Source organism: Streptomyces sp. NPDC033221 (assembly GCF_055577005.1).
Genome location: NZ_JBVIQN010000002.1, coordinates 251250 through 271282 on the forward strand (window position 1 = coordinate 251250; position 20033 = coordinate 271282).

General features: G+C 71.9%; 14 protein-coding genes and 2 pseudogenes. 11 read left to right on the forward strand and 5 right to left on the reverse strand.

The window, feature by feature from the left end; genetic code table 11:
- Nucleotides 1-478: 478 nt before the first annotated feature.
- From ACZ53K_RS03145 to ACZ53K_RS03160, 4 genes are all read left to right on the forward strand, one after another.
- Nucleotides 479-1426, forward strand: a complete 948-nt coding sequence (locus tag ACZ53K_RS03145) for a proteasome assembly chaperone family protein (protein ID WP_468831379.1) — start codon at nt 479-481, stop codon at nt 1424-1426.
- 60 nt (nt 1427-1486) lie between these two features.
- The gene (gene coaE / locus ACZ53K_RS03150; protein WP_468831382.1) at nt 1487-2083 is read left to right on the forward strand and encodes a dephospho-CoA kinase; all 597 of its coding nucleotides are present in this window, start codon (nt 1487-1489) and stop codon (nt 2081-2083) included.
- 336 nt (nt 2084-2419) lie between these two features.
- Complete coding sequence (locus tag ACZ53K_RS03155) at nt 2420-2821, forward strand: cupin domain-containing protein (RefSeq protein WP_468831899.1); 402 nt, start codon at nt 2420-2422, stop codon at nt 2819-2821.
- Between the two features lie 257 nt (nt 2822-3078).
- Nucleotides 3079-3462 carry a tetratricopeptide repeat protein gene (locus ACZ53K_RS03160; protein WP_468831385.1) on the forward strand — a complete coding sequence of 128 codons (384 nt, stop codon included), beginning with the start codon at nt 3079-3081 and terminating at the stop codon, nt 3460-3462.
- A gap of 251 nt (nt 3463-3713) precedes the next feature.
- On the opposite strand, the pseudogene ACZ53K_RS03165 reads toward ACZ53K_RS03160, so the two are convergent.
- Nucleotides 3714-3968: pseudogene (locus ACZ53K_RS03165) on the reverse strand (DUF6343 family protein); the annotation flags it as partial.
- A 154-nt stretch (nt 3969-4122) separates the two neighbouring features.
- On the reverse strand, nt 4123-5640 hold the full coding sequence (locus ACZ53K_RS03170) for a UvrD-helicase domain-containing protein (RefSeq protein ID WP_468831901.1): 1518 nt from the start codon (nt 5638-5640) through the stop codon (nt 4123-4125).
- 491 nt (nt 5641-6131) lie between these two features.
- Between ACZ53K_RS03170 and ACZ53K_RS03175 the strand changes: the two genes are divergently transcribed.
- The 5 genes and pseudogenes from ACZ53K_RS03175 (at nt 6132) to ACZ53K_RS03195 (ending at nt 14263) form a co-directional block, all read left to right on the forward strand.
- A complete protein-coding gene (locus tag ACZ53K_RS03175; RefSeq protein WP_468831388.1) occupies nt 6132-9089 on the forward strand; it encodes an SNF2-related protein in 2958 nt (985 codons plus the stop codon).
- Entirely contained in the window at nt 9086-10936 is a 1851-nt protein-coding gene (locus ACZ53K_RS03180) for an SWIM zinc finger family protein (RefSeq protein ID WP_468831391.1), read from the forward strand. The genes ACZ53K_RS03175 and ACZ53K_RS03180 overlap by 4 nt, the downstream gene beginning before the upstream one ends.
- A complete protein-coding gene (locus ACZ53K_RS03185) occupies nt 10933-12867 on the forward strand; it encodes a helicase-associated domain-containing protein (RefSeq protein ID WP_468831394.1) in 1935 nt (644 codons plus the stop codon). Before ACZ53K_RS03180 ends, ACZ53K_RS03185 begins: the two co-directional genes overlap by 4 nt.
- Before the next feature lie 38 nt (nt 12868-12905).
- A complete protein-coding gene (locus ACZ53K_RS03190; RefSeq protein ID WP_468831397.1) occupies nt 12906-13544 on the forward strand; it encodes a nucleoside/nucleotide kinase family protein in 639 nt (212 codons plus the stop codon).
- A 212-nt stretch (nt 13545-13756) separates the two neighbouring features.
- Nucleotides 13757-14263, forward strand: a pseudogene (locus tag ACZ53K_RS03195) (DUF1349 domain-containing protein).
- A gap of 68 nt (nt 14264-14331) precedes the next feature.
- Here the strand turns inward: ACZ53K_RS03195 and ACZ53K_RS03200 are convergent.
- From ACZ53K_RS03200 to ACZ53K_RS03210, 3 genes are all read right to left on the reverse strand, one after another.
- Nucleotides 14332-14874 (reverse strand): DUF1697 domain-containing protein, encoded by a 543-nt coding sequence (locus ACZ53K_RS03200; protein WP_468831400.1) that lies wholly within the window; start codon nt 14872-14874, stop codon nt 14332-14334.
- Between the two features lie 98 nt (nt 14875-14972).
- Complete coding sequence (locus tag ACZ53K_RS03205) at nt 14973-15686, reverse strand: methylated-DNA--[protein]-cysteine S-methyltransferase (protein ID WP_468831402.1); 714 nt, start codon at nt 15684-15686, stop codon at nt 14973-14975.
- Between the two features lie 85 nt (nt 15687-15771).
- Nucleotides 15772-16659 (reverse strand): glycerophosphodiester phosphodiesterase family protein, encoded by an 888-nt coding sequence (locus ACZ53K_RS03210; protein WP_468831405.1) that lies wholly within the window; start codon nt 16657-16659, stop codon nt 15772-15774.
- Nucleotides 16660-17109: 450 nt separating this feature from the next.
- Between ACZ53K_RS03210 and uvrB the strand changes: the two genes are divergently transcribed.
- The gene (gene uvrB / locus ACZ53K_RS03215; RefSeq protein WP_468831408.1) at nt 17110-19248 is read left to right on the forward strand and encodes an excinuclease ABC subunit UvrB; all 2139 of its coding nucleotides are present in this window, start codon (nt 17110-17112) and stop codon (nt 19246-19248) included.
- Nucleotides 19249-19424: 176 nt separating this feature from the next.
- Nucleotides 19425-20003 (forward strand): TerD family protein, encoded by a 579-nt coding sequence (locus tag ACZ53K_RS03220; RefSeq protein WP_468831411.1) that lies wholly within the window; start codon nt 19425-19427, stop codon nt 20001-20003.
- Nucleotides 20004-20033: the final 30 nt, after the last annotated feature.

Below are 20033 nucleotides of genomic sequence, written 5' to 3' on the forward strand. Positions count from 1 at the left end.
GCCTTCCTGTATGTGAACGAGGGACGTCGACATGAACAGGGAACGGTGGTGAAGCTAGCACCTATCGAGGTGCGGTCAACTGTGGGGGAGGGGTGAGGGGTTGGGAATGCGGCGCGGATCCCGCGCGGACTCCGTGTGGACACGGGCGCGGACATGGCACGGACACCGCATAGAACCAACGCGATCTCTCGATGGCGACGGATGAAGCTCGGCGGTGGTGCCTGGTTGCCTGGTCGATGTTCACTAACATGAACGCAGGGTGTGTTCGTGCTCCTCCCACGCGAACCGATGCCGATGCCGGCCGACGCCACGGTCGCGTATGCCTACCGCTACACCACCCACCGCCTCATTGCCCGCCGCCTCGTCGCCCCCCTCGATGGATGGATCGTGCTCCCGGAAACCGGTGATCTTGGGTGGCGGGAATGCCGCGGCCAGGTACGACGTTCTGGGGGACGGACATCGAGGAGGAGCGGACACTGTGTTGGATCCCCAGGGTTTGTACGAATGGGAGCCGAGCGGGCTCGCGGCGGTAGAGGCGATCACCGCACGGGACTCCGCGGGGTTGGTGCTGCTGTACCACTTCGACGGCTACATCGACGCCGGTGAGACCGGCGACCAGATCGTGGAACGGCTGCTGGGCGGCCTCACCCACCGGGTCGTCGCCCGTTTCGACCACGACCGGCTCGTCGACTACCGCGCCCGCAGGCCGCTGCTCACCTTCGAGCGCCACCGCTGGACCGCGTACGAGACCCCGAGCATCGAACTGCGGCTCGTCGAGGATGCCACCGGCGCGCCGTTCCTGCTGCTGTCCGGCCCGGAGCCGGACGTGGAATGGGAGCGCTTCGCCGCCGCGGTACGGCAGATGGTGGAGCGGCTCGGCGTCCGGCTGGCCGTGAACTTCCACGGCATCCCGATGGGCGTCCCCCACACCCGCCCCGTGGGCATCACACCGCACGGCAACCGCACCGACCTCATGCCGGGCCACAGCAGCTTCTTCGACGAGGCGCAGGTACCGGGCAGCGCCGAGTCGCTGATCGAGTTCCGGCTCGCGGAGGCCGGACACGACGTACTGGGCGTGGCCGCCCACGTACCGCACTACGTGGCCCGGTCCCCGTACCCGGACGCGGCCCTGACGGCGCTGGAAGCGGTGACGGCCGCCACCGGGCTGGTGCTGCCGACCGCGGCGCACTCGCTCCGTACGGAGGCGCTGCGCACCCAGGAGGAGATCGAGCGGCAGATCTCCGAGGGCGACGAAGAACTGGTCGCGCTGGTGAGCGGCCTTGAGCACCAGTACGACGCCGTGGCCGGCGCGGAGAGCCGGGGCAACCTGGTCGCCGAACCGATGGAACTGCCGTCCGCCGACGAGATCGGCCGGGAACTGGAACGCTTCCTGGCGGAGCGCGAAGGCGAGGGCGGCGGAGCCTGAGACCCGCCCGCCGCCGGGCGGCCATGGCCGGGGCGGACCGGGCCGTATAGCGTGGGCCCCATGGTGAAGGTGGGGCTTACGGGCGGTATCGGCGCAGGCAAGAGCGAGGTGTCGCGGCTGCTCGCGTCGTACGGCGCGGTGATCGTGGACGCCGACAAGATCGCACGCGAGGTCGTCGAGCCGGGCACGCCCGGACTCGCCGCCGTGACCGAGGAGTTCGGCGACGACGTACTGTCCGCCGACGGTACCCTCGACCGGCCCAAACTGGGCGCGATCGTCTTCAGCGACCCGGAAAGACTCCAGGCGTTGAATGCGATCGTGCACCCGCTGGTGGGCGCGCGATCGGCCGAACTGGAAGCGTCGGCCGGCCCGGACGCGGTGGTCGTACACGACGTACCGCTCCTCACCGAAAACGGCCTCGCGCCCCTGTACGACCTGGTCGTCGTGGTCGACGCCACGCCCCACACCCAGCTCGACCGGCTGGTACGACTGCGGGGCATGGCCGAGAACGAGGCGAAAGCCCGCATGGAGGCCCAGGCCGCGCGCGAAATGCGCCTCGCGATCGCCGACCTCGTCATCGACAACGACGGCCCGCTGGAGGCGCTGGAGCCCCAGGTACGCAAGGTATGGCAACGTTTGCGCGGACAACCGAACTGACCCTGTCCTTACCTCCTGCGCCGTGGCTCACAAGGACTGGGCAGGTGCCGGGGCGGGAGTTGGGGACCGGGCCCGGAGTCCCCGAACCCGAACCGGAGCGCGTGGGCCATGGTCGGGTGTGTGCGAAGCGATCTCATGCGCCAGGAGAACGCCTCGTACGGACGCGGGGCAGGCATTGACGTCCCGGCTATTCTCGCCGCCATGACTCAACCTGATCTTGACCGGGCCTCTTCCCCCGCCCCCGCCCCCTCCTCCGCCCTGAACGGTTCTGCTGCCGGCACCTGCACCTGCGCCTGCACCGGCTCAAGCTCAACCGCCAGTCCAACTGCGAGCCCGATCACCGGCTCAGCCGCCAGCCCGGCCGTCGGCTCAACCTTCGGGGCGTCCGGCGGGTCTTTCGCCGTCAACGTTCCCGGCGTTCCCGACGCGGAACTGGAACCCGAGCCGCTGGACCCCGCACAGATCGTCTCCGGTGCGCCGGTGGTGACCGGCAAGGTGCTGTGGGAGGCACCGGACGGCAAGCAGATACGGGGAATCTGGCAGATCACCCCGGGCGTGGTCACGGACACCGAGGCGAACGAACTGTTCGTGGTCGTCAGCGGCCGGGCAACGATCGAGGTCGAGAACGGGCAGGTCCTTGAAGTGGGCCCGGGCGATGCCTGCATCCTGCGCGAGGGCGACCGTACGCGCTGGACCGTGCACGAGACACTGCGCAAGGCCTACCACATCACCTTGTGAACGCTGTCCGTGAGCGGACTCCGACCGGGTCCCGTTCCACTCGCGCACGCCCCGAACAGGGCCCACCCGGCGATCGAAGGCACCGGGCGAACACGTGACGCCAGGGTTGCGGACCGGCCCAGGCGGGGAATGCGACGGACAACGCGCTTGTTGAGCCGCACGTAACGCCCGCGGAGCGGGTGACGCATGAGCTTGCCCCATACCGAGGCGGCGAGCCGGTGCGACTGATGGCCCGTACTACGGGAGAGGAGACGGCGGTGGCCGAACGCAGCCCCGAGACGAACGTCATCAACTTCCGGGCCGCCGAGCAATTGCTGGCGGCCCGCGATCCGCGCGGCGCCGTGCAACTCCTGGACCCGGTCATCGCCGCCCACCCGGAGAACACCGCGGCCCGCCTGCTGCGCGCCCGTGCCTTCTTCCTCGCCGCGCAACTCCGTCCCGCCGAACTGGAATTCCAGATCGTCCTGGAACGCGAACCGGACAACGCCTTCGCCCACTTCGCCCTGGCCCGCACCCTGCAGCGCGCCAACCGTTCGGACGAAGCCCTGCGTCACTTCCGTCTCGCCGCTGCCCTCGACCCCCGTCCCGACTTCATCGAAGCCGCCCGCTTCGAACCCTCAACGGGCCCCGAAGAGACATAGCCCGTCCGCTCGCTCGGATCGCTCCTCCCGTCCGGGGCCGCAATGCCCGTCCCCTAACGGCCGTCGTCTCTCCGCCCGCCGTCACCCCCGTCCCACCCGTCGTCGCTCCGCCCGCGGTCCGTCCTTTCCCCACCGCTGTCACTCTGCCCGCGGTCACCCCCTTTCCCGACGTCGTCCTCGGCTCCGCCGTAACCCGGCCGGTCTCGGCTCCGGCTGCCCGCGCCGTCGCCGCTTGGTCTTCGAGTGTCTGTTCCGTGGACGGGTTCGTACGGTGGCACGTCCTTTCCCGGCTGGTAGTGCGGGCCCTGGTGGATGTGCCGTATCACCATCGCCAGATCCGTCGCGGCGAGTGCCGCCACCACGGCGCACGCTGCCGCCCACCCCGGTCTGCCGGCCAGCACGAAGGCCACCGTGCCTGCCGCGGCCCAGAGCAGCCCCCACAACGCCAGTCCTCGGCGCATCCTCAGTGGACTGCGCGCCTGAAGGGGCTCATTACCGGTACGCATCACCACTCACCACACTCATCACATTCACCACGCGTCACTCCCTGCGGGCTGCTCGCACGTCCCTGCGTTGTGTCCCTTCCAGTCGTGGCTCTCTTTTAAGGGTCCTCCCGATCCGTGGCCCCCGTCATGTGGTCTGTGACCGTCGCTGCCGTGCTCACGGCGAGCCCCGCGGCAGGCCCGGGCGAGGGTCGCCGGCCGGGTGGCTGTTGATCCAGGACAGGCCGCCGATGTCGAGCCGGGACCGGGCCCGCGTGACCGCCACATAGGCCAAGCGTGCTTCCGCGAGGTCGACGGGCCCGGGGACCGGCTCGCCGTCCGTGTCCCGTTCGTCGAGGTCATCGGGGGCGGAGAAGTCGTCCGCGATGCGGACCGCCGGCCACTCCCGTCCCTTGGCCCGGTGCGCCGTCGAGACCGTGACCTCGGCTGCTTCCTCCTCCGAGAGGCGGTCCAGCGCTTGCAGCAGGGCCTCCGTGCCGTGCTCGTCGACGAGTTCGACCAGGGGGAGAAGATCCCGCCCGGACGGGTCGTACTCCGCGTACTCCCGCAGCTCCTCCCAGGACTCGAAGAGCATCAGCTCGGGGTGGGACGGGCGGCGGCCCGATCTGAGGTCGTGCGCGGACTGTGCCAGCGTGGCCAGCGTCCCGCCGCCGCCCGCCAGCGCCACCCGACGGCCCTGTTCGAGCTGCCGTATCACCTCCACCATCGCTCCGACATTGGTCCGGCACAGAACCGCGTCCGGTCTCGGGACCTTGGCCAGTTCCGTGGCCAGCCACGGTGCGCCGTCGAGCCGGATCGGGGCGCCGACAATGGCCAGCCAGCGGTTGGCCTCCGCGGCCAGCGCAGGGCCGAAGCGGAACGAACGGGAGAGGGCCAGCTGTCTGCCGTCGAAGTCGCTCATCACATCGCGGGCTCCGCGCCATCCGTAGATGGCTTGGGCCGAGTCCCCGACCATGACCAGCTGGGCATGCCCGCGCTGGGAGATGAAGACCTTCTCGACCACGGGGTTGGTGTCCTGGGCCTCGTCCAGGAGGAGGAAGTCCGCCGGGATCTTCGGCTCGCCCAGTGCCCACATCTTCAGGTAGTGATCGTGCTCGAAGCGCACGGTGCCCTGGTCGGGGTGCTGCAGATCCGCCCAGGCCTTGCGGGCGAAAGGCAGGACGATCTCCGCCAGTTGCTCGTGCAGGACATCCGCCTCGGCTCCGCGCAGCCGTGGCACATGCGCATCCGTGAGTTCCGGGTCGGCGGACTGGCAGAAGCGGGTCACGGTGCGTAAGGCGGAGTACGACAGTGCCTTGTTGCCGATCCGGCGGGCACCGATGCGTACGTTCATACCGGTGTCGATGCCCAGGGCGGCGCCGATGCGCCAGCCCGCCTGCCGAGGGGCGTTCAGCCGGGCCTGGTGGTGTTTGCCGACGGATGCATACGCGAGCGCGTGTGCGGTGTTGCACGTGACGTGGCCGGGGAAGCGTCGGGAGGCGTCCCGCGCGATCGCCTTGTTGAAAGCGATGTAGCGGCCTTGTCCGCACGGCGGGCGCCCGCGCGGGGGCGGGCAGTGGGCGAGCATCGCGAGCGTCGTGGTCTTGCCCGTGCCCGCTCCGGCCTGGATCACCAGATGGTCGCCCGAGCGGAAGGCGTCCGCGGCGGCGGTCTGCTCGGCTGTCGGACGTTCCATGCCGGGCGTCGGGCGGTTCGCGTCGACTGCCGGAGGGGGCGTGTGCGCTGTCGGGTTGGTGTGCATGGTTGCTCCTCACTTCGCGGCTTTTGGTCACTGTCTGTGACGACTGATGTGACGGTAGCCGATCGTGAGCCAGCCGTGGGATTTCTCTCGCGGCCTGTGGATAACTTCGGCCTGGCGCTCGTCGGCGAGGGCGTTGTCAGTGCCGTCTGCTTCCATCGATCTCACGCGGTTCGAGCGGTTGCGACGCCCGGCCGCGGTGCAGTCGGCGTGGCTCCGGTTTCGGTCCGTCACCGCCACCGGCCGGGAAGCGGAAGGGAGGGATGAGCGTGGGCGACCGTAAACTCGCAGGTCGGGGAGCGGGACAGACGGAAGGCGGACGGCGAACGGCGGGAGCCGAGGCTGGGACGGCTTCCGGGACGGGCGCAGGGACGGGGATAAAGGCGGGGTCGGCACAGGCGCGAAGGGCGCCAGGGAAAGGCGGCGGTATGGCGGAGAGTACGGACGGTTCCGCGTTCGCCCGCTGCGCTGCGGTCTTCCTGCCTGCCGAGCCGCCCCGGGCAGGCCGGTTCGCTTTCTGGCGCCCGGACGGTGGTCCCCTTCCAAGCGCTTCCGCGGCCGTCGACGCGGCGGAACCGGTCGAGCTGACGGTCGCGCGCCGGCATGGCAACGGCGCCCGCAGGCGTACGGTCCCCGCGGTGCAGCTCCCCCTCGCCGAAGCGGTGCCGCTGCTGGCCCGGGCCCGGCACGACCTGTCCGTCCACCCCGCAGCGGCCTGCTGGGGCGCGGCCGTCCTCCACGCCCTGAACCTGGCCGCCCGCGGCCGGCTGCTGCCCGGACTGACCGCCCAGGACCTCGACGCGTGGCGCGCCGGACCGCTGGAGGCCGAGGACGCCGCGCACCTGCGGGCGGTTGCCGCGGCCATGCCGTCCGAGGCGTACGCCGTTCCGCTGCCCGACAGCGGTCCCTTGCAGCTCCCCGACCCGGCGCTGCTGGTCAGGGCCCTTCTCGACGCCGTGGCGGACGCGCTGCCGCGTACGCCCGCGGCGGCGCACATGACCGGTGCCCCCTTCGCGGCGACGGCGCCGCAGTACCTGCCCGGAGCACGGGACTGGGCCGCCGAAGTGGCAGCCGGGGTGGACGCCGGGGTGCGGCTGTCCCTGCGGCTCGACCTGGCCGCCCACGGGCTCTTCGACATGCGGGAGGAGGAGCCCGGAGGGGAGGAGGAGCCCGGAGCGGAGGAGGAGCCCGGAGGGGAGGAGGACGATGCCGCCTCCGGCATGGTCGTACCAGGACCAGGACCAGGACCAGGACCAGGACCAGGTGCAGGTCCAGGCCCCGCCGCGACGGAAGAACGCAGTGCGGCGGCCGCCGTTCTTCAGGTGCACAGCCTCACCGACCCCACCCTTGTCACCGACGCCGTGCAGCTGTGGGAAGGCGAAGGGCCGGACCACTTCGGCCCGCGCGCCCGCGTCGACACCCTGCTCGCCCTGCGCAGGGCCGCCCGAGTGTGGCCTCCGCTGTCGCGCTTCCTGGAGCGGCCGGTTCCCGACGTCCTCCCGCTGGCCGAAGAGGAGCTGTACGAGCTGCTGGGCGACGCCGCGCCCCGCCTGGCCGCCGCCGGGATCGCGGTGCACTGGCCGAAGGAGCTGGCCCGCGGGCTGACCGCGTCCGCCGTTCTCCGCCCGGCCCCCGGCTCCGCCGCTGACGGGTTCGGCTTCTTCGACACTGAGAAGCTGCTGGAGTTCCGCTGGCAGGTGGCCCTGGACGGCCTGCCGCTCTCCGAGGCGGAGATGGACGTCCTCGCGGAGGCCCACCGGCCCGTGGTGCGGCTGCGCGACCAGTGGGTGCTGGTCGATCCGGCGCTCGTCCGCAAGGCCCGTAAGCGAGAACTGGGCTACCTCGACCCGGTCGACGCCCTCGCCGCGACACTGAACGGCACCGCCGAGGTGGACGGCGAAGAGGTCGAGGTGGTGCCCCTGGGGGCCCTCGCCGCCCTGCGCTCCCGCCTGACCCGCGAGGCACCGGTCCCACCGCAGCCCGCCGGGCTGAACGCGACCCTGCGCGACTACCAGCTCCGTGGCCTGGCCTGGCTGGACCGGGTGACGTCCCTCGGGCTCGGTGGCTGCCTCGCCGACGACATGGGCCTCGGCAAGACCATCACGGTCATCGCCCTCCACCTCCACCAGCGGCCCATCGCCCCCGTCCTCGTGGTCTGCCCGGCCTCCCTCCTCGGCAACTGGCAGCGCGAGATCGAACGCTTCGCCCCCGGCGTCCCCGTGCGCCGCTTCCACGGCACCGGCCGCAGCTTGGAGGACGTGGACGGCGGCTTCGTCCTGACCACGTACGGCACGATGCGGTCGAGCGCTGCCGCACTGGCCGCCCGCTCCTGGGCCTGGGTCGTCGCGGACGAGGCGCAGCACGTGAAGAACCCGCGGTCCTCCACGGGCAAGGCACTGCGCGGCATCAAGGCACCGGCCCGCATCGCCCTCACCGGCACCCCCGTCGAGAACAACCTGTCCGAGTTGTGGACCCTCCTCGACTGGACCACCCCCGGCCTCCTCGGCTCCCTGAAGACCTTCCGCGCCCTGTACGCACGTGAGGTCGAAGGAGGCGAGGACCCGGAGGCCGCCGAGCGCCTCGCACGGCTGGTCCGTCCGTTCATCCTGCGCCGCAAGAAGTCCGACCCCGGCATCGCCCCCGAACTGCCGCCCAAGACCGAGACGGACCACCCGGTGGCGCTCGGCCGCGAGCAGGCCGCGCTGTACGAGGCGGTCGTCCGCGAGACCCTGGCCCGTATCGAAGCGGCCGAGGGCATCGCCCGCCGCGGCCTCGTGATGAAGCTGCTCACCGCCCTCAAACAGATCTGCAACCACCCCGCGCAGTATCTGAAGGAGGCCGCGCCAGGCCTGGCGGCCCGTTCGGGGAAGCTGGAGCTGCTGGACGAACTGCTCGACACGATCCTCGCGGAGGGCGGCGCGACACTGATCTTCACGCAGTACGTGGAGATGGCGCGGCTGCTGGAGCGGCACCTGACCGCGCGCGGCATCGGCAACGCCCTCCTGCACGGCGGCACGCCCGTGAAACTCCGCGAGGAGATGGTCGACCGTTTCCAGTCGGGCCGCACGCCGGTCTTCCTGCTCTCCCTGAAGGCAGCCGGCACCGGACTCAACCTCACCCGGGCCGCCCATGTGATCCACTACGACCGGTGGTGGAACCCGGCAGTCGAGGAACAGGCCACCGACCGGGCGTACCGCATCGGCCAGACCCAGCCCGTCCAGGTCCACCGGCTCATCGCCGAGGGCACGGTCGAGGACAACATCGCGGAACTGCTCACCGCCAAACGGGCCCTCGCGGACGCGGTCCTCTCCGGCGGCGAAACGGCTCTCACCGAACTGACCGATGCCCAGCTCGCCGACCTCGTCTCCCTGAGGAGGGCCGCATGAGCCGCCGCCCACGCCCCGGCCCTTTCCCCGGAGACGGCGCCGACCGCTTCCCGGCGCCCGGTACGGCCGCGTCGCCGTCGGCCGCCCGTCCCGGTCGTGGCGCCGGGCAGGAACGCCCGGGGACCATGGACCGCTCCGACCGTTCGCGTACATTCCCTCCGCTGCCACAGCGTTCCGGCGCCCGGGGGCTGTTCGCCGAGTCCTGGTGGGGGAGCGCCTGGCTCGACGCCTTGGAGACCACGGCCCTGGACAGCGGTCGTCTCGCCCGCGGCCGTACGTACGCGCGCGACGGCAATGTCGACACGATAAACATCACCCCCGGGCGCATCGCCGCCTCCGTACGGGGCAGCAGGCCGCGCCCGTACAACGTGGTCATCCGCCTCCAGCAGCTCGCCGCCGACGAGTGGACCGTCCTCCTGGACTCGGTCGCCGCCGAACCGGCCCAGCTCACCGCCCTCCTCGCCAAGAAACTGCCGAAGGCCGTCGCCGAAGCGGGCGTACGACTGCTGCCCGGCCCGGGCGACCTCGTACCGCGCTGCTCCTGCCCCGACCACGGCACCCCCTGCAAGCACGCCGCCGCCGTCTGCTTCCAGGTGGCGCGGCTGCTGGACGCCGACCCGTTCGTGCTGCTCCTCCTGCGTGGCCGCGGCGAACGCGAACTCCTCGACGAACTGGCACGCCGCAACGCGACCCTCACCGCCCGCGAAACCCGCAACGCGCAGCTCTCCCCGCCGGGCACGGTCGCCGGGCCGCTGTCCGACGTCCGCAGCGGCCCCCGCGCTGACGCCCGGGCGGCGGCTGCCGCGGCCAGGGCGGCGAGGGCCGCCGCTGGACCGGCGCCGGGAGGCTGGGGAGATTCGGGGAAGTCGGGGGAGTCAGGGGGTTCGGGGAAACCCGAGGTCTCGGAGGTCGAGGGCAAGGCGAGTGGCTCGGCAGAGGGCAAGGCGAGCGGTCCGGAGGAGGCTGACCCGAGCGGAGATACGGGAGCGCAGTACGCGCAGTATGCGCAGTACGTGCCGGATCTCGCGCCGTCGGGCCCGGTCGCGCAGCCTCGCCCGCCGCGCGGGGTGCTCGCCCGTGCCGCCCTGGCCGACCGGCTCCTGCCGCCCCTCCCGCCCCCCATGCCCCTGCCGCCGCATCCCGGGCACGGCCATGCCCTCCCGGACGCCGACGGTCTCCCGCTGGACGCGGGCGCCCTCGAATTCCTCGCCACCGACGCAACAGCCCGGGCACACGCCTACCTGAGCGCGATACAGGCCACCGCCCCGCAACCGTCGGCCTACGGCCCCCGGGCCTCGCAACCGTCGGACGGCGGCCTTCGCCCCCCGCAACCGCCGTCCGACGGCTCCCGGCCCCCGCTGGCATCCCCGGCCCGGCCGGACCTCGCTCAGGCCACCGCTCTGTCCCCGTTCCCCGCCCTCACGCCCTGGCAGGACGGCATCCGGCTGGCCGCCACAGCCCACCCCACCGCCGGCCTGACCGCCACCACCCGCGCCCTCTACCGCGATTTCGCCGCCGCCACCGGCCGCACCGTCACGGACGTGGCGCGTGCCGTCGCCGCCTGGCGTCAGGGCGGCCTGGAAGGACTCACCCTGCTCGACACCCCCTGGAACCCACCGGCCGGCGACTTCGACCGTGCCCGCAGCGTCCTGATCGCCGCCGGCCTCCCCGCCCTCAGACCCCGCTCCAACCACCTCACCGACCCCGCCCGCGGCATCCAGCTCCGCTTCGGCCACGACAACCGCTGGTACCCGTACGAATCCGACCCCGGCACCGAGGACTGGTGGCCCACCGGCCGCGCCGACGCCGACCCCGTGGGGGCCCTCGGCGCGCTGCTCGGCCAATGACTAATCTCGGGGCCGTGGAAGGTCTCGACACACTCACCCGCTCCCTCGCACAGCGCACCCCCGAAGAGCTGGCCGCCCTGCTCGGCCGCCACGCGGAACCACTGTCCCGCAGGCCCGCGCCCACCAGACTCCGCGAGCTGGCCGGTGCCCTGTGGTCGTACGAAACCCTCCACCACACCGTCCTCCACCTCGACCACCCCCGCCTCCACCTGCTCGCCGCCACCGCCCGCATCAGCCAGGACCTGGCCCGCGGCGCCGCGCCCGCGCCCGCGGCCCCCGCCGCCGGAGCCGACTACCAGTCGCTGATGGCGCACCGGCTGTCGTTCCCGGACCTCGCCACCGAACCCGTTCCGGCGGACGACGCGTACCGGGCCCTCGGCGCCACCGCCCCCGGCCCCGCCCGCGACGCCGTCACCGCCGCCCTGAACTCGCTCTACGCGGACGGACTCGCCGCCCCCACCGAGGACGGCGCCATCGTGGTCCCGCCCCGCACGCTGCAACTATTGGCCGCCCACGACCTGGGGGACTTCACGCCCGTCGCCCCGCGTCATGCCGATCCGTGTCATCCCGCCCAGGAGGGCGACGCGCCGGATGCCGCCGTGGCCGCTCTCCGGAACGAGTCCCAGGCCGCCGCGTCCACCCTCGCCACCACCCTGGACCGGCTGCTCGCCGCACTCGCCGCCCAGCCCGCGGCCCTCCGCAAGACCGGTGGCCTGGCCTTGCGCGAGATCAAACGACTGGCCAAGGCGGCGGGGACGACCGAGGCCCGCACCCGCCTCCTGCTCGATCTCGTTCTCGCCGCCGACCTCATCGCACTGACCCGGACCCCTGCCGGCATCACGGCAGTGCCCACCGGGGCGTACGACACGTGGCTGGCCATGTCCCCCGGGGAGCGGCTGGCCCCGGTCCTCACCGCCTGGACCAGCCTCTGGGCCATCCCCACGTACACCCCCTTCGGGGAAACCCCCACCGCCTTGGTACGCGGCGAAGACCGGCACGCCCCGGCCCTGCGCCACGCCCTTCTCAAAGCGCTGGCCACCGCCCCGGCCGGGGTGCCGTCTTCCCGGATCGCGGCGGGCGCATCCGTCTCGTACCCGTCCCCCGGAGAGCCGGGCCGCCGCGCCCACCTGCCCGCTCTCCTCGACGCCGCGGCCTGGCACCGTCCGCTGGCCGTCGCCAACGAGCCGCTGGCCGAGGACCGTGCCGCCCACATCCTCGACGAGGCAGCCTTCCTCGCCTTCACCGCACACGGCGCCCTGACACCCTTGGGCCACGCCCTGCTCGCCGCGTCCCCGGCCGGCCCCGAGACTCTCGGCGCCGCCCTCCGCGATCTTCTCCCGCCGCCCGTCCAGCAGGCCCACTTCCAGGCCGACCTGACGGCCGTCGTTCCGGGACCGCCGTCCGCAGCGCTCGCCGGCCTGCTGTCCTCGGCCGCCGACCGCGAATCCGAAGGCCACGCCGTGACCTGGCGATTCACCCCGGATTCCGTGCGCCGGGCCCTCGACGCGGGCCACACGGCCGCGGACCTGCTCGCCGCCCTCGCCGACGTGTCGGCGGCGGGCCCGCTGCCGCAGCCCCTGACCTACCTCGTCCAGGACGCCGCCCGTGCCCACGGCCGGATGCGTGTACTGTCCACCGCCTGCTGCATTCGCTCCGACGACGAGGCACTGATCCGCGAACTCGCCGTGCACCGCGCCCTCCAGCCCCTCGGCCTGCGCGCCATCGCCCCCACCGTCCTCGCCAGCGCCCAACCGGCCGCCGCGACGCTCGAAGCGCTCCGCGGCGCCGGTTACGCCCCCGCACTCGAATCCGAGACCGGCACCGCCTCCGTCGAACGCCTCCCCAGCCACCGCACCCGCGTCAGCCCGTCCGGCCCCGCCACCACGCCCTTCGCCCTCGCCCAGCGGCTCCTCTCCGGGGCGACGGGCTGAGGAGCGGGAGCGCGGACCCGTAACGGCAGAATGAAGACGTGCGGCTCGAAGCGATCACCTGGGACCGGCTGACCGACGCGCTCGCCGAGCGCATCGGCGCGACGGCGGCTGCGGACGGCGGCCCGTGGCTGCGCGTCGCCGTCGACGGAGCGCCGGCCGCCCGCCCGGCAGACGTCACCGGGCGGCTCGCCGAAGCGCTGCGACTGCGCGGCAGGCCCGTACACGTCGTCGCGGCCGACGGCTTTCTGCGCCCCGCCTCCCTCCGCCTGGAGTACGGGAAGGAGGACCCCGATGCGTACCACGACGAGTGGTTCGACCGGCAGGCGCTCTGGCGGGAGGTGTTCACGCCGCTCGATCCGGGCGGTACGGGCCGGGTACTGCCGGATCTCTGGGATCCCCGGACGGACCGCGCCACGCGCAGCCCGTACGCCCAACTGCCGCCCGGTGGCGTACTGCTGCTGCACGGCCCGCTGCTGTTCGGGCACTGGTTTCCCTTCGATCTGTCGGTCCACCTGAAACTGTCGCCCGCCGCGCTGGCCCGCCGCACCCCGCAGGACGAGCAGTGGACGCTGCCCGCTTTCGCTCGGTACGAGGACGAGGTACGGCCCGAGGAAACCGCCGATGTCGTCGTCAAGGCGGACGATCCCAACCGCCCGGCCTGGAGTGGACACCGCTGACCCCACGTCCGTCCGAAAAGCGTACGACCCGCCACTGACAACCCGTCACGTGCGGGGCGGGCGCCCGTTAGCGTGAGGCGATGACCATGGCGTGCGGGAAGCCGGGAGGACGCTGCGCATGGAGGACATCGGCTGGGACACGGACGCGGCGCACTGGCTGAAACCCACCGCCGGAAGCGGTACGCGAGGCAGCGGCACCGGACGGCGGACCGCTGGTCGTCACGGCCGCCGAAGGCAGCGACTTCTGGCGGCACACCAGTTACGGCTTCGTCCGGGACACCGGACACGCGCTGCTGACGGCCTTCCCCGCGGGCTCGGCCGTCGAGGTGTCCTTCATCGCCGCCTTCGACGAACTGTACGACCAGGCCGGGGCGATGGTGCGGGTGGACGCCCGCACCTGGATCAAGGCCGGGGTGGAGCGCAGCGGCGGAGCGCCGCAGCTGGGCGCGGTGGTCACCCGCGAGTGGTCGGACTGGTCGCTGGCACCCGTACCGGCCTGGGCGGGCCGCTAGGTCACCGTACGCGTGAGCCGCAGCGGCGACGCGCTGACCGTACGGGCGCGGCGTGAGCAGGAACCGTGGCGCATGGTGCGGCTGGCGCCGCTCGCCCCGGAAGCGACGGCGTTCGCTGGGCCCTTCTGCTGCTCGCCGCAGCGGGCGGGCCTGAAGGTACGGTTCACCCGCTTCGCGACGGGCCCGGCCGACACATCGCTCCACTGATCCGGGGAGGGGCAGGGGAGGGCAGGGAGGGCCCGGGTGGGGCCGCCCCGTAGCGTGCCGCTGCCGCGTCAGGCGTCGGCCAGTGCCAGCAGCTTGGTCACCGTGTTCCAGTTGCGGGCCGTGGCCGTCACGCCGAGCCGGGCGCGTGAGACGGCTTCGGCGAGTCTGGAGCGGCCCATTCCGTTCGGGCACCACAGATACAGTTCACGGCCGATCAGCCGGAGCCGGTCCGGGGCGTACGCGTCGCAATCCAGCGCCGCCAGCGGGCCGACATCGCCGGGAACAGCGGACAGAAACGTCACATGCAGCGTCTTCGGCTCCGCCTCCGCCTGCGGGAAGGGGTTGGCCGCGACGGCGGCGGCCAGCTCGTCGCGCGTACGGACCATGACGGGGACGGGAAAGCCCAGGTCGTCGGCGATCCGGGCCTCGATGCGGCGCGCGGTCTCCTCGGGCGGCGTGCCCGGGTCGGCGAACACGATGTTGCCGGTCTGCAGGAGGACCGTCACGTCCGTGTGGCCCAGCGACGCGAACAGCTCACGCTGCCGCGCCATGGGGAACTTCCTGTTGCCTCCGACGTTGATGCCGCGGAGCAGGGCGATCTGGCGGGACATGACCGATCGGGCCTTTCGTACGGGGAGGAGCGAGGCGGGGAAGCAGGGGCTACTGCCCGGCCGCCCCGAGGAGAGCCGTCGGGCACGAGCGTCGAACGTCAGAACAGCGGCTGCGGCAGGACACCCTCCAGAGCCAGCAACTGCCGCTTGGTCTCCAGACCACCGCCGAATCCGCCGATGCCGCCGTCGCTGGCCACCACCCGGTGACACGGCACGACGACCGGCAGGGGATTGGAGCCCATGGCCGCGCCCACCGCGCGGGCGGCGCCCGGCTCACCGACCCGGTCGGCCAGGTCCTGATAGCCGACCACCGTGCCGTACGCGACGTGGGCGGCCAGCGCGCGCAGTACCCGCTCGTTGAAGCCCGAGGCCCCCGAGGACAGGGACCAGTCCAGGGGGACGGTGAAGGTGTCCAGACCGGCCTCGAAGTACCTGGTCAGTTCGTCGGCTGCGGTGGCCAGGTGGGGTATCTCCGGGAGTGGTTCCCGGCCGAACGCCTGCTGGAGGCGGGCCACCGTCCGGCGGGTGGTCCGCTCGTCGGCGTGAAAACCGACCAGCGCCAGCCCTTCGAGGGTCGCCGCGAGCAGCAGCGGGCCGATGGGCGTGTCCAGCACGCGCCAGGCCCAGTCGCGCGGCTCCCGCCGCCCGGACGATTCTTCTCGCGCGGGCCGCTCTTCCGAGCCGGGCAGCTCCTCCGGGCTCGGCCGCGCTCCCGGGCCGGGCCGTGCCTCCGGACCGGACCGCTCCGGCCGACCCGCCTGCCCCGACCGGACGGCCCGGCCGGGCCGCTGATCACGCTCTGCGTTCATCACGGCATCAGCCTATGGCCCGCCACTGACAACGCCCCCGGAACCGTGTCCCGAGGGCGCCGCCGAGGTGCCGTCCGCTGCCTCCGCTCTAGCGGCGGGTGTTCTCCAAGGCATCGCGGACGACGTCCGGCTTGTTGCTGATGATGCCGTTCACGCCCTGCCCGGCGGCCTTGACCGCATTGGCGGCGTCGTCGATGGTCCAGGTGAAGACCTCCAGCGGCCGGCCGTGCGGGCCCTTGACCTTGTGCACGGACGCGACGTACCCGGCGTCGATCGACTTGTACTGGGGGTTGATCTGGTCGGCGAAGGCCGCGTACTTGGGCAGCTCGGCGACGGCGGGCGTCCCCAGGAAGCCCGTCTTGACGTCGGAGCGCAGGCCGTGGACCTTCTTCACCGAGTCGGCGCTGAAGCTCTGCACGACCAGCCGGTGCTTGACGTGGTGGCGGTCCAGCCAGCCGTCCTCGCGGAGCTGCTTGAGGATCTGCCGCTCGATGCCGGGGTAGAGCTCGGGCGCCTTGATCTCCATCAGGAGCTTCTGGTCGTTGTCCTCGACCGCGTCCATGTAGTCCTCCAGCGTCGGGACGCGCTCGCCGGCGAACTTCGGGCCGAACCAGCTGCCGGCGTCCAGCTGCTCGATCTCCTTGAGCGTGAAGTCGGCGACGTTCCAGGGCGCACGGCCGGGGAAGACCTGCTCGACGTCGGTCGTCCGGGCGAGCGACGTGTCGTGCACGATGACCAGCTCGCCGTCCTTGGTGCGCTGGACGTCGTTCTCCACCCACGCGAACCCGAGGTCGGCCGCCGCGTCGACGGCGGCGAGGGTGTTCTCGGGCGCGTAGGCGGAGGCGCCCCGGTGGGCGACGGTCACCACTCCGCGGTGGCCGTTGCCGCCGGCGGCCTGGACACCGGCGGCGGGGAGCAGGGACGCGGCCAGGCCCGCGAGCACACCGGCGACAGTGGCGACAGGACGGATGCGCATACGAACTCCTAGTGACGACGTGAAGGCGGGCGCGTACCGGGGCCGGGAACGGAGCCGGGACCCCTGCGGGGGAACGAGGCGGATTCGGGGTGCGACGCGCAGAGGGTCGCAGTTGGGGTGTACCGGAAGACAGGCGTCTGATGGACAGAAATTGAACGAGAAGTGTGCTGTGACCCGCGTTTGAACGCCCCGGCCTCGTGATCTCCTCAAAATGCACGCAACATACGCACGTGCCGGACCGGGCCGAGGGTGCGGAGCCCCGGCCTCCACGCCCGCCCGCCGGGAAATCGGCCCGCCCGCCCCGGCTGGCCGGTTCCGGGCCTGCGCCCGCCGCGCCCCGGCTCCGTCCCGGCCCGCCGCCGGTCGCCGCGCCCTGCCGCCCCGCCGACGGAACCGCTGGGCGGAGCGTTTTCCGGCCGGTTGTCAGTGGGGAGTCGTACGGTTGGTTCCATGCGGCCCGTATCCAAGATCGAACGCACGGTGGCACCTTTCGAGGTCGTCAGCCCGTATCAGCCCAGCGGCGACCAGCCGGCGGCCATCGCCGAGCTGGAGCAGCGCGTCAGCGGTGGTGAGAAGGACGTCGTCCTGCTCGGCGCGACCGGTACCGGCAAGTCGGCGACCACCGCGTGGATGATCGAGAAGCTGCAGCGCCCCACCCTCGTCATGGCGCCCAACAAGACCCTCGCGGCGCAGCTCGCCAACGAATTCCGCGAACTGCTGCCCAACAACGCCGTCGAGTACTTCGTCTCGTACTACGACTATTACCAGCCCGAGGCGTACGTCCCGCAGTCGGACACCTACATCGAGAAGGACTCCTCGATCAACGAGGAGGTCGAGCGGCTGCGCCACTCCGCGACGAACTCCCTGCTCACCCGGCGTGACGTCATCGTGGTCGCCTCCGTCTCCTGCATCTACGGCCTGGGCACGCCCCAGGAGTACGTGGACCGCATGGTGCCGCTCAAGATCGGTGACGAGATCGACCGCGACCAGCTGCTGCGCCGCTTCGTCGACATCCAGTACACCCGCAACGACATGGCCTTCACCCGCGGCACGTTCCGCGTCCGCGGCGACACCATCGAGATCTTCCCGGTCTATGAGGAGCTGGCCGTCCGCATCGAGATGTTCGGCGACGAGATCGAGGCGCTGTCCACGCTCCACCCGCTGACCGGCGAGGTCATCAGCGAGGACGAGCATCTGTACGTCTTCCCCGCCAGCCACTACGTCGCGGGCCCCGAGCGCATGGAGAAGGCCATCGCCGGCATCGAGGCGGAGCTGGCCGAGAGCCTCGCCACGATGGAGAAGCAGGGCAAGCACCTGGAGGCCCAGCGGCTGCGGATGCGCACGACCTACGACATCGAGATGATGCGCCAGGTCGGCTCCTGCTCCGGCATCGAGAACTACTCGATGCACATGGACGACCGTGCCCCCGGCACCGCCCCGAACACCCTCCTGGACTACTTCCCGGACGACTTCCTCCTGGTCATCGACGAGTCGCACGTCACCGTGCCGCAGATCGGCGCGATGTACGAGGGCGACGCCTCCCGTAAGCGCACCCTGGTCGAGCACGGCTTCCGGCTGCCGTCCGCCCTCGACAACCGGCCGCTGAAGTGGGAGGAGTTCCTGGGGCGCGTCGGCCAGACCGTGTACCTGTCGGCGACGCCCGGCTCGTACGAGCTCTCCCGCTCCGACGGGTACGTGGAACAGATCATCCGCCCGACCGGCCTGGTCGACCCCGAGGTGATCGTCAAGTCCACCGAGGGCCAGATCGACGACCTGGTGCACGAGATCCGTACGCGTACGGAGAAGGACGAGCGGGTCCTGGTCACCACCCTCACCAAGAAGATGGCCGAGGACCTCACGGACTACTTCATCGAGCTGGGCATCCAGGTCCGCTACCTGCACAGCGACGTGGACACCCTGCGGCGCGTGGAGCTGCTGCGGGAGCTGCGGGCCGGCGAGTACGACGTCCTGGTCGGCATCAACCTGCTGCGGGAGGGCCTCGACCTGCCCGAGGTGTCGTTGGTGGCGATCCTGGACGCCGACAAGGAAGGCTTCCTCCGGTCGGGCACCTCCCTGATCCAGACCATCGGCCGCGCCGCCCGGAACGTCTCCGGCCAGGTCCACATGTACGCGGACAAGATCACCCCGGCGATGCGGAGGGCCATCGACGAGACCAACCGCCGCCGGGAGAAGCAGCTCGCGTACAACAAGGAGAAGGGCATCGACCCGCAGCCCCTCCGCAAGAAGATCGGCGACATCGTTGCGACGCTCGCGCGCGAGGAGATCGACACCCAGGAACTGCTGGGCACCGGCTACCGCAAGGGAGCCGAAGGCAAGGACGCCAAGGGCAAGGCACCGGTGCCCGCGCTGGGCGGCAAGGCGGCCAAGGGCAAGGGCGGCAAGGCCGCGAAGGACGGCGCGCCCACCGACCGGCCCGCCGCCGAACTGGCCGAACTCATCGAGGAAATGACCGACCGGATGCGGGCCGCCGCCGCCGAGCTGCAGTTCGAGGTGGCCGCCCGGCTGCGCGACGAGGTCGGCGAACTGAAGAAGGAACTGCGGCAGATGAAGGAGGCGGGGCTGCGCTGAGGGAGCAGGGCCGAGGCCCCGGCCGAGCCGTACGAAGGGGCCTCCGCGCCGGGGCTGTGTTGCAGGAAAGCCACAAAGCGCGGGGCGGGTGCGTGCCCGGGGCCGGCCGTGCATAGGGTCGGGTCAGGCCGTCGGGGAGGCGGCAACGGGGAGAACAGAGCGAGAGGGGACGGCACGTGTCGGTCAACTTGTCCAAGGGGCAGGGCATCAGCCTGGCGAAGACCGACGGGGGCGCGCTGACGGCGGTGCGGATGGGGCTGGGCTGGCGTTCGGCGCCCCGCCGCGGGCTGTTCGGATCACGCACCCGGGAGATCGACCTCGACGCCTCGGCGGTGCTGTTCGCCGACAAGCAGCCGATGGACGTCGTCTTCTTCCAGCACCTCGTCAGCGACGACGGGTCGGTACGGCACACCGGCGACAACGTGGTCGGCGGCGCGGGCCAGGGCGGCGACGACGAGGCGATCCTCGTCGACCTGTCGCGGGTGCCGGTGCACATCGACCAGATCGTCTTCACCGTGAACTCCTTCACCGGGCAGACCTTCGCCGAGGTGCAGGACGCCTTCTGCCGCCTGGTCGACGAGACCACCGGCCAGGAACTCGCCCGTTACACCCTCACCGGCGGCGGTGACTACACCGCGCAGATCATGAGCAAGGTGCACCGCTCCGGCAACGGCTGGCAGATGACCGCGATCGGCGAACCGTCCAACGGCCGTACGTTCAAGGACGTGGTCCCGGCGATACTGCCGTACCTGTAAACACGCACCGGCCCCGTCGGTGAGCACGGG

Bases quoted from the DNA above. Each gene is read 5' to 3' on its own strand.
- ACZ53K_RS03170 (WP_468831901.1), bottom strand. From the start codon at position 5,640: ATGGAACGTCCGACAGCCGAGCAGACCGCCGCCGCGGACGCCTTCCGC.
- uvrB (WP_468831408.1), top strand. From the start codon at position 17,110: ATGCGGCCCGTATCCAAGATCGAACGCACGGTGGCACCTTTCGAGGTC.
- ACZ53K_RS03210 (WP_468831405.1), bottom strand. From the start codon at position 16,659: ATGCGCATCCGTCCTGTCGCCACTGTCGCCGGTGTGCTCGCGGGCCTG.
- ACZ53K_RS03175 (WP_468831388.1), top strand. From the start codon at position 6,132: ATGGCGGAGAGTACGGACGGTTCCGCGTTCGCCCGCTGCGCTGCGGTC.
- ACZ53K_RS03200 (WP_468831400.1), bottom strand. From the start codon at position 14,874: ATGTCCCGCCAGATCGCCCTGCTCCGCGGCATCAACGTCGGAGGCAAC.
- coaE (WP_468831382.1), top strand. From the start codon at position 1,487: ATGGTGAAGGTGGGGCTTACGGGCGGTATCGGCGCAGGCAAGAGCGAG.
- ACZ53K_RS03185 (WP_468831394.1), top strand. From the start codon at position 10,933: ATGACTAATCTCGGGGCCGTGGAAGGTCTCGACACACTCACCCGCTCC.
- ACZ53K_RS03180 (WP_468831391.1), top strand. From the start codon at position 9,086: ATGAGCCGCCGCCCACGCCCCGGCCCTTTCCCCGGAGACGGCGCCGAC.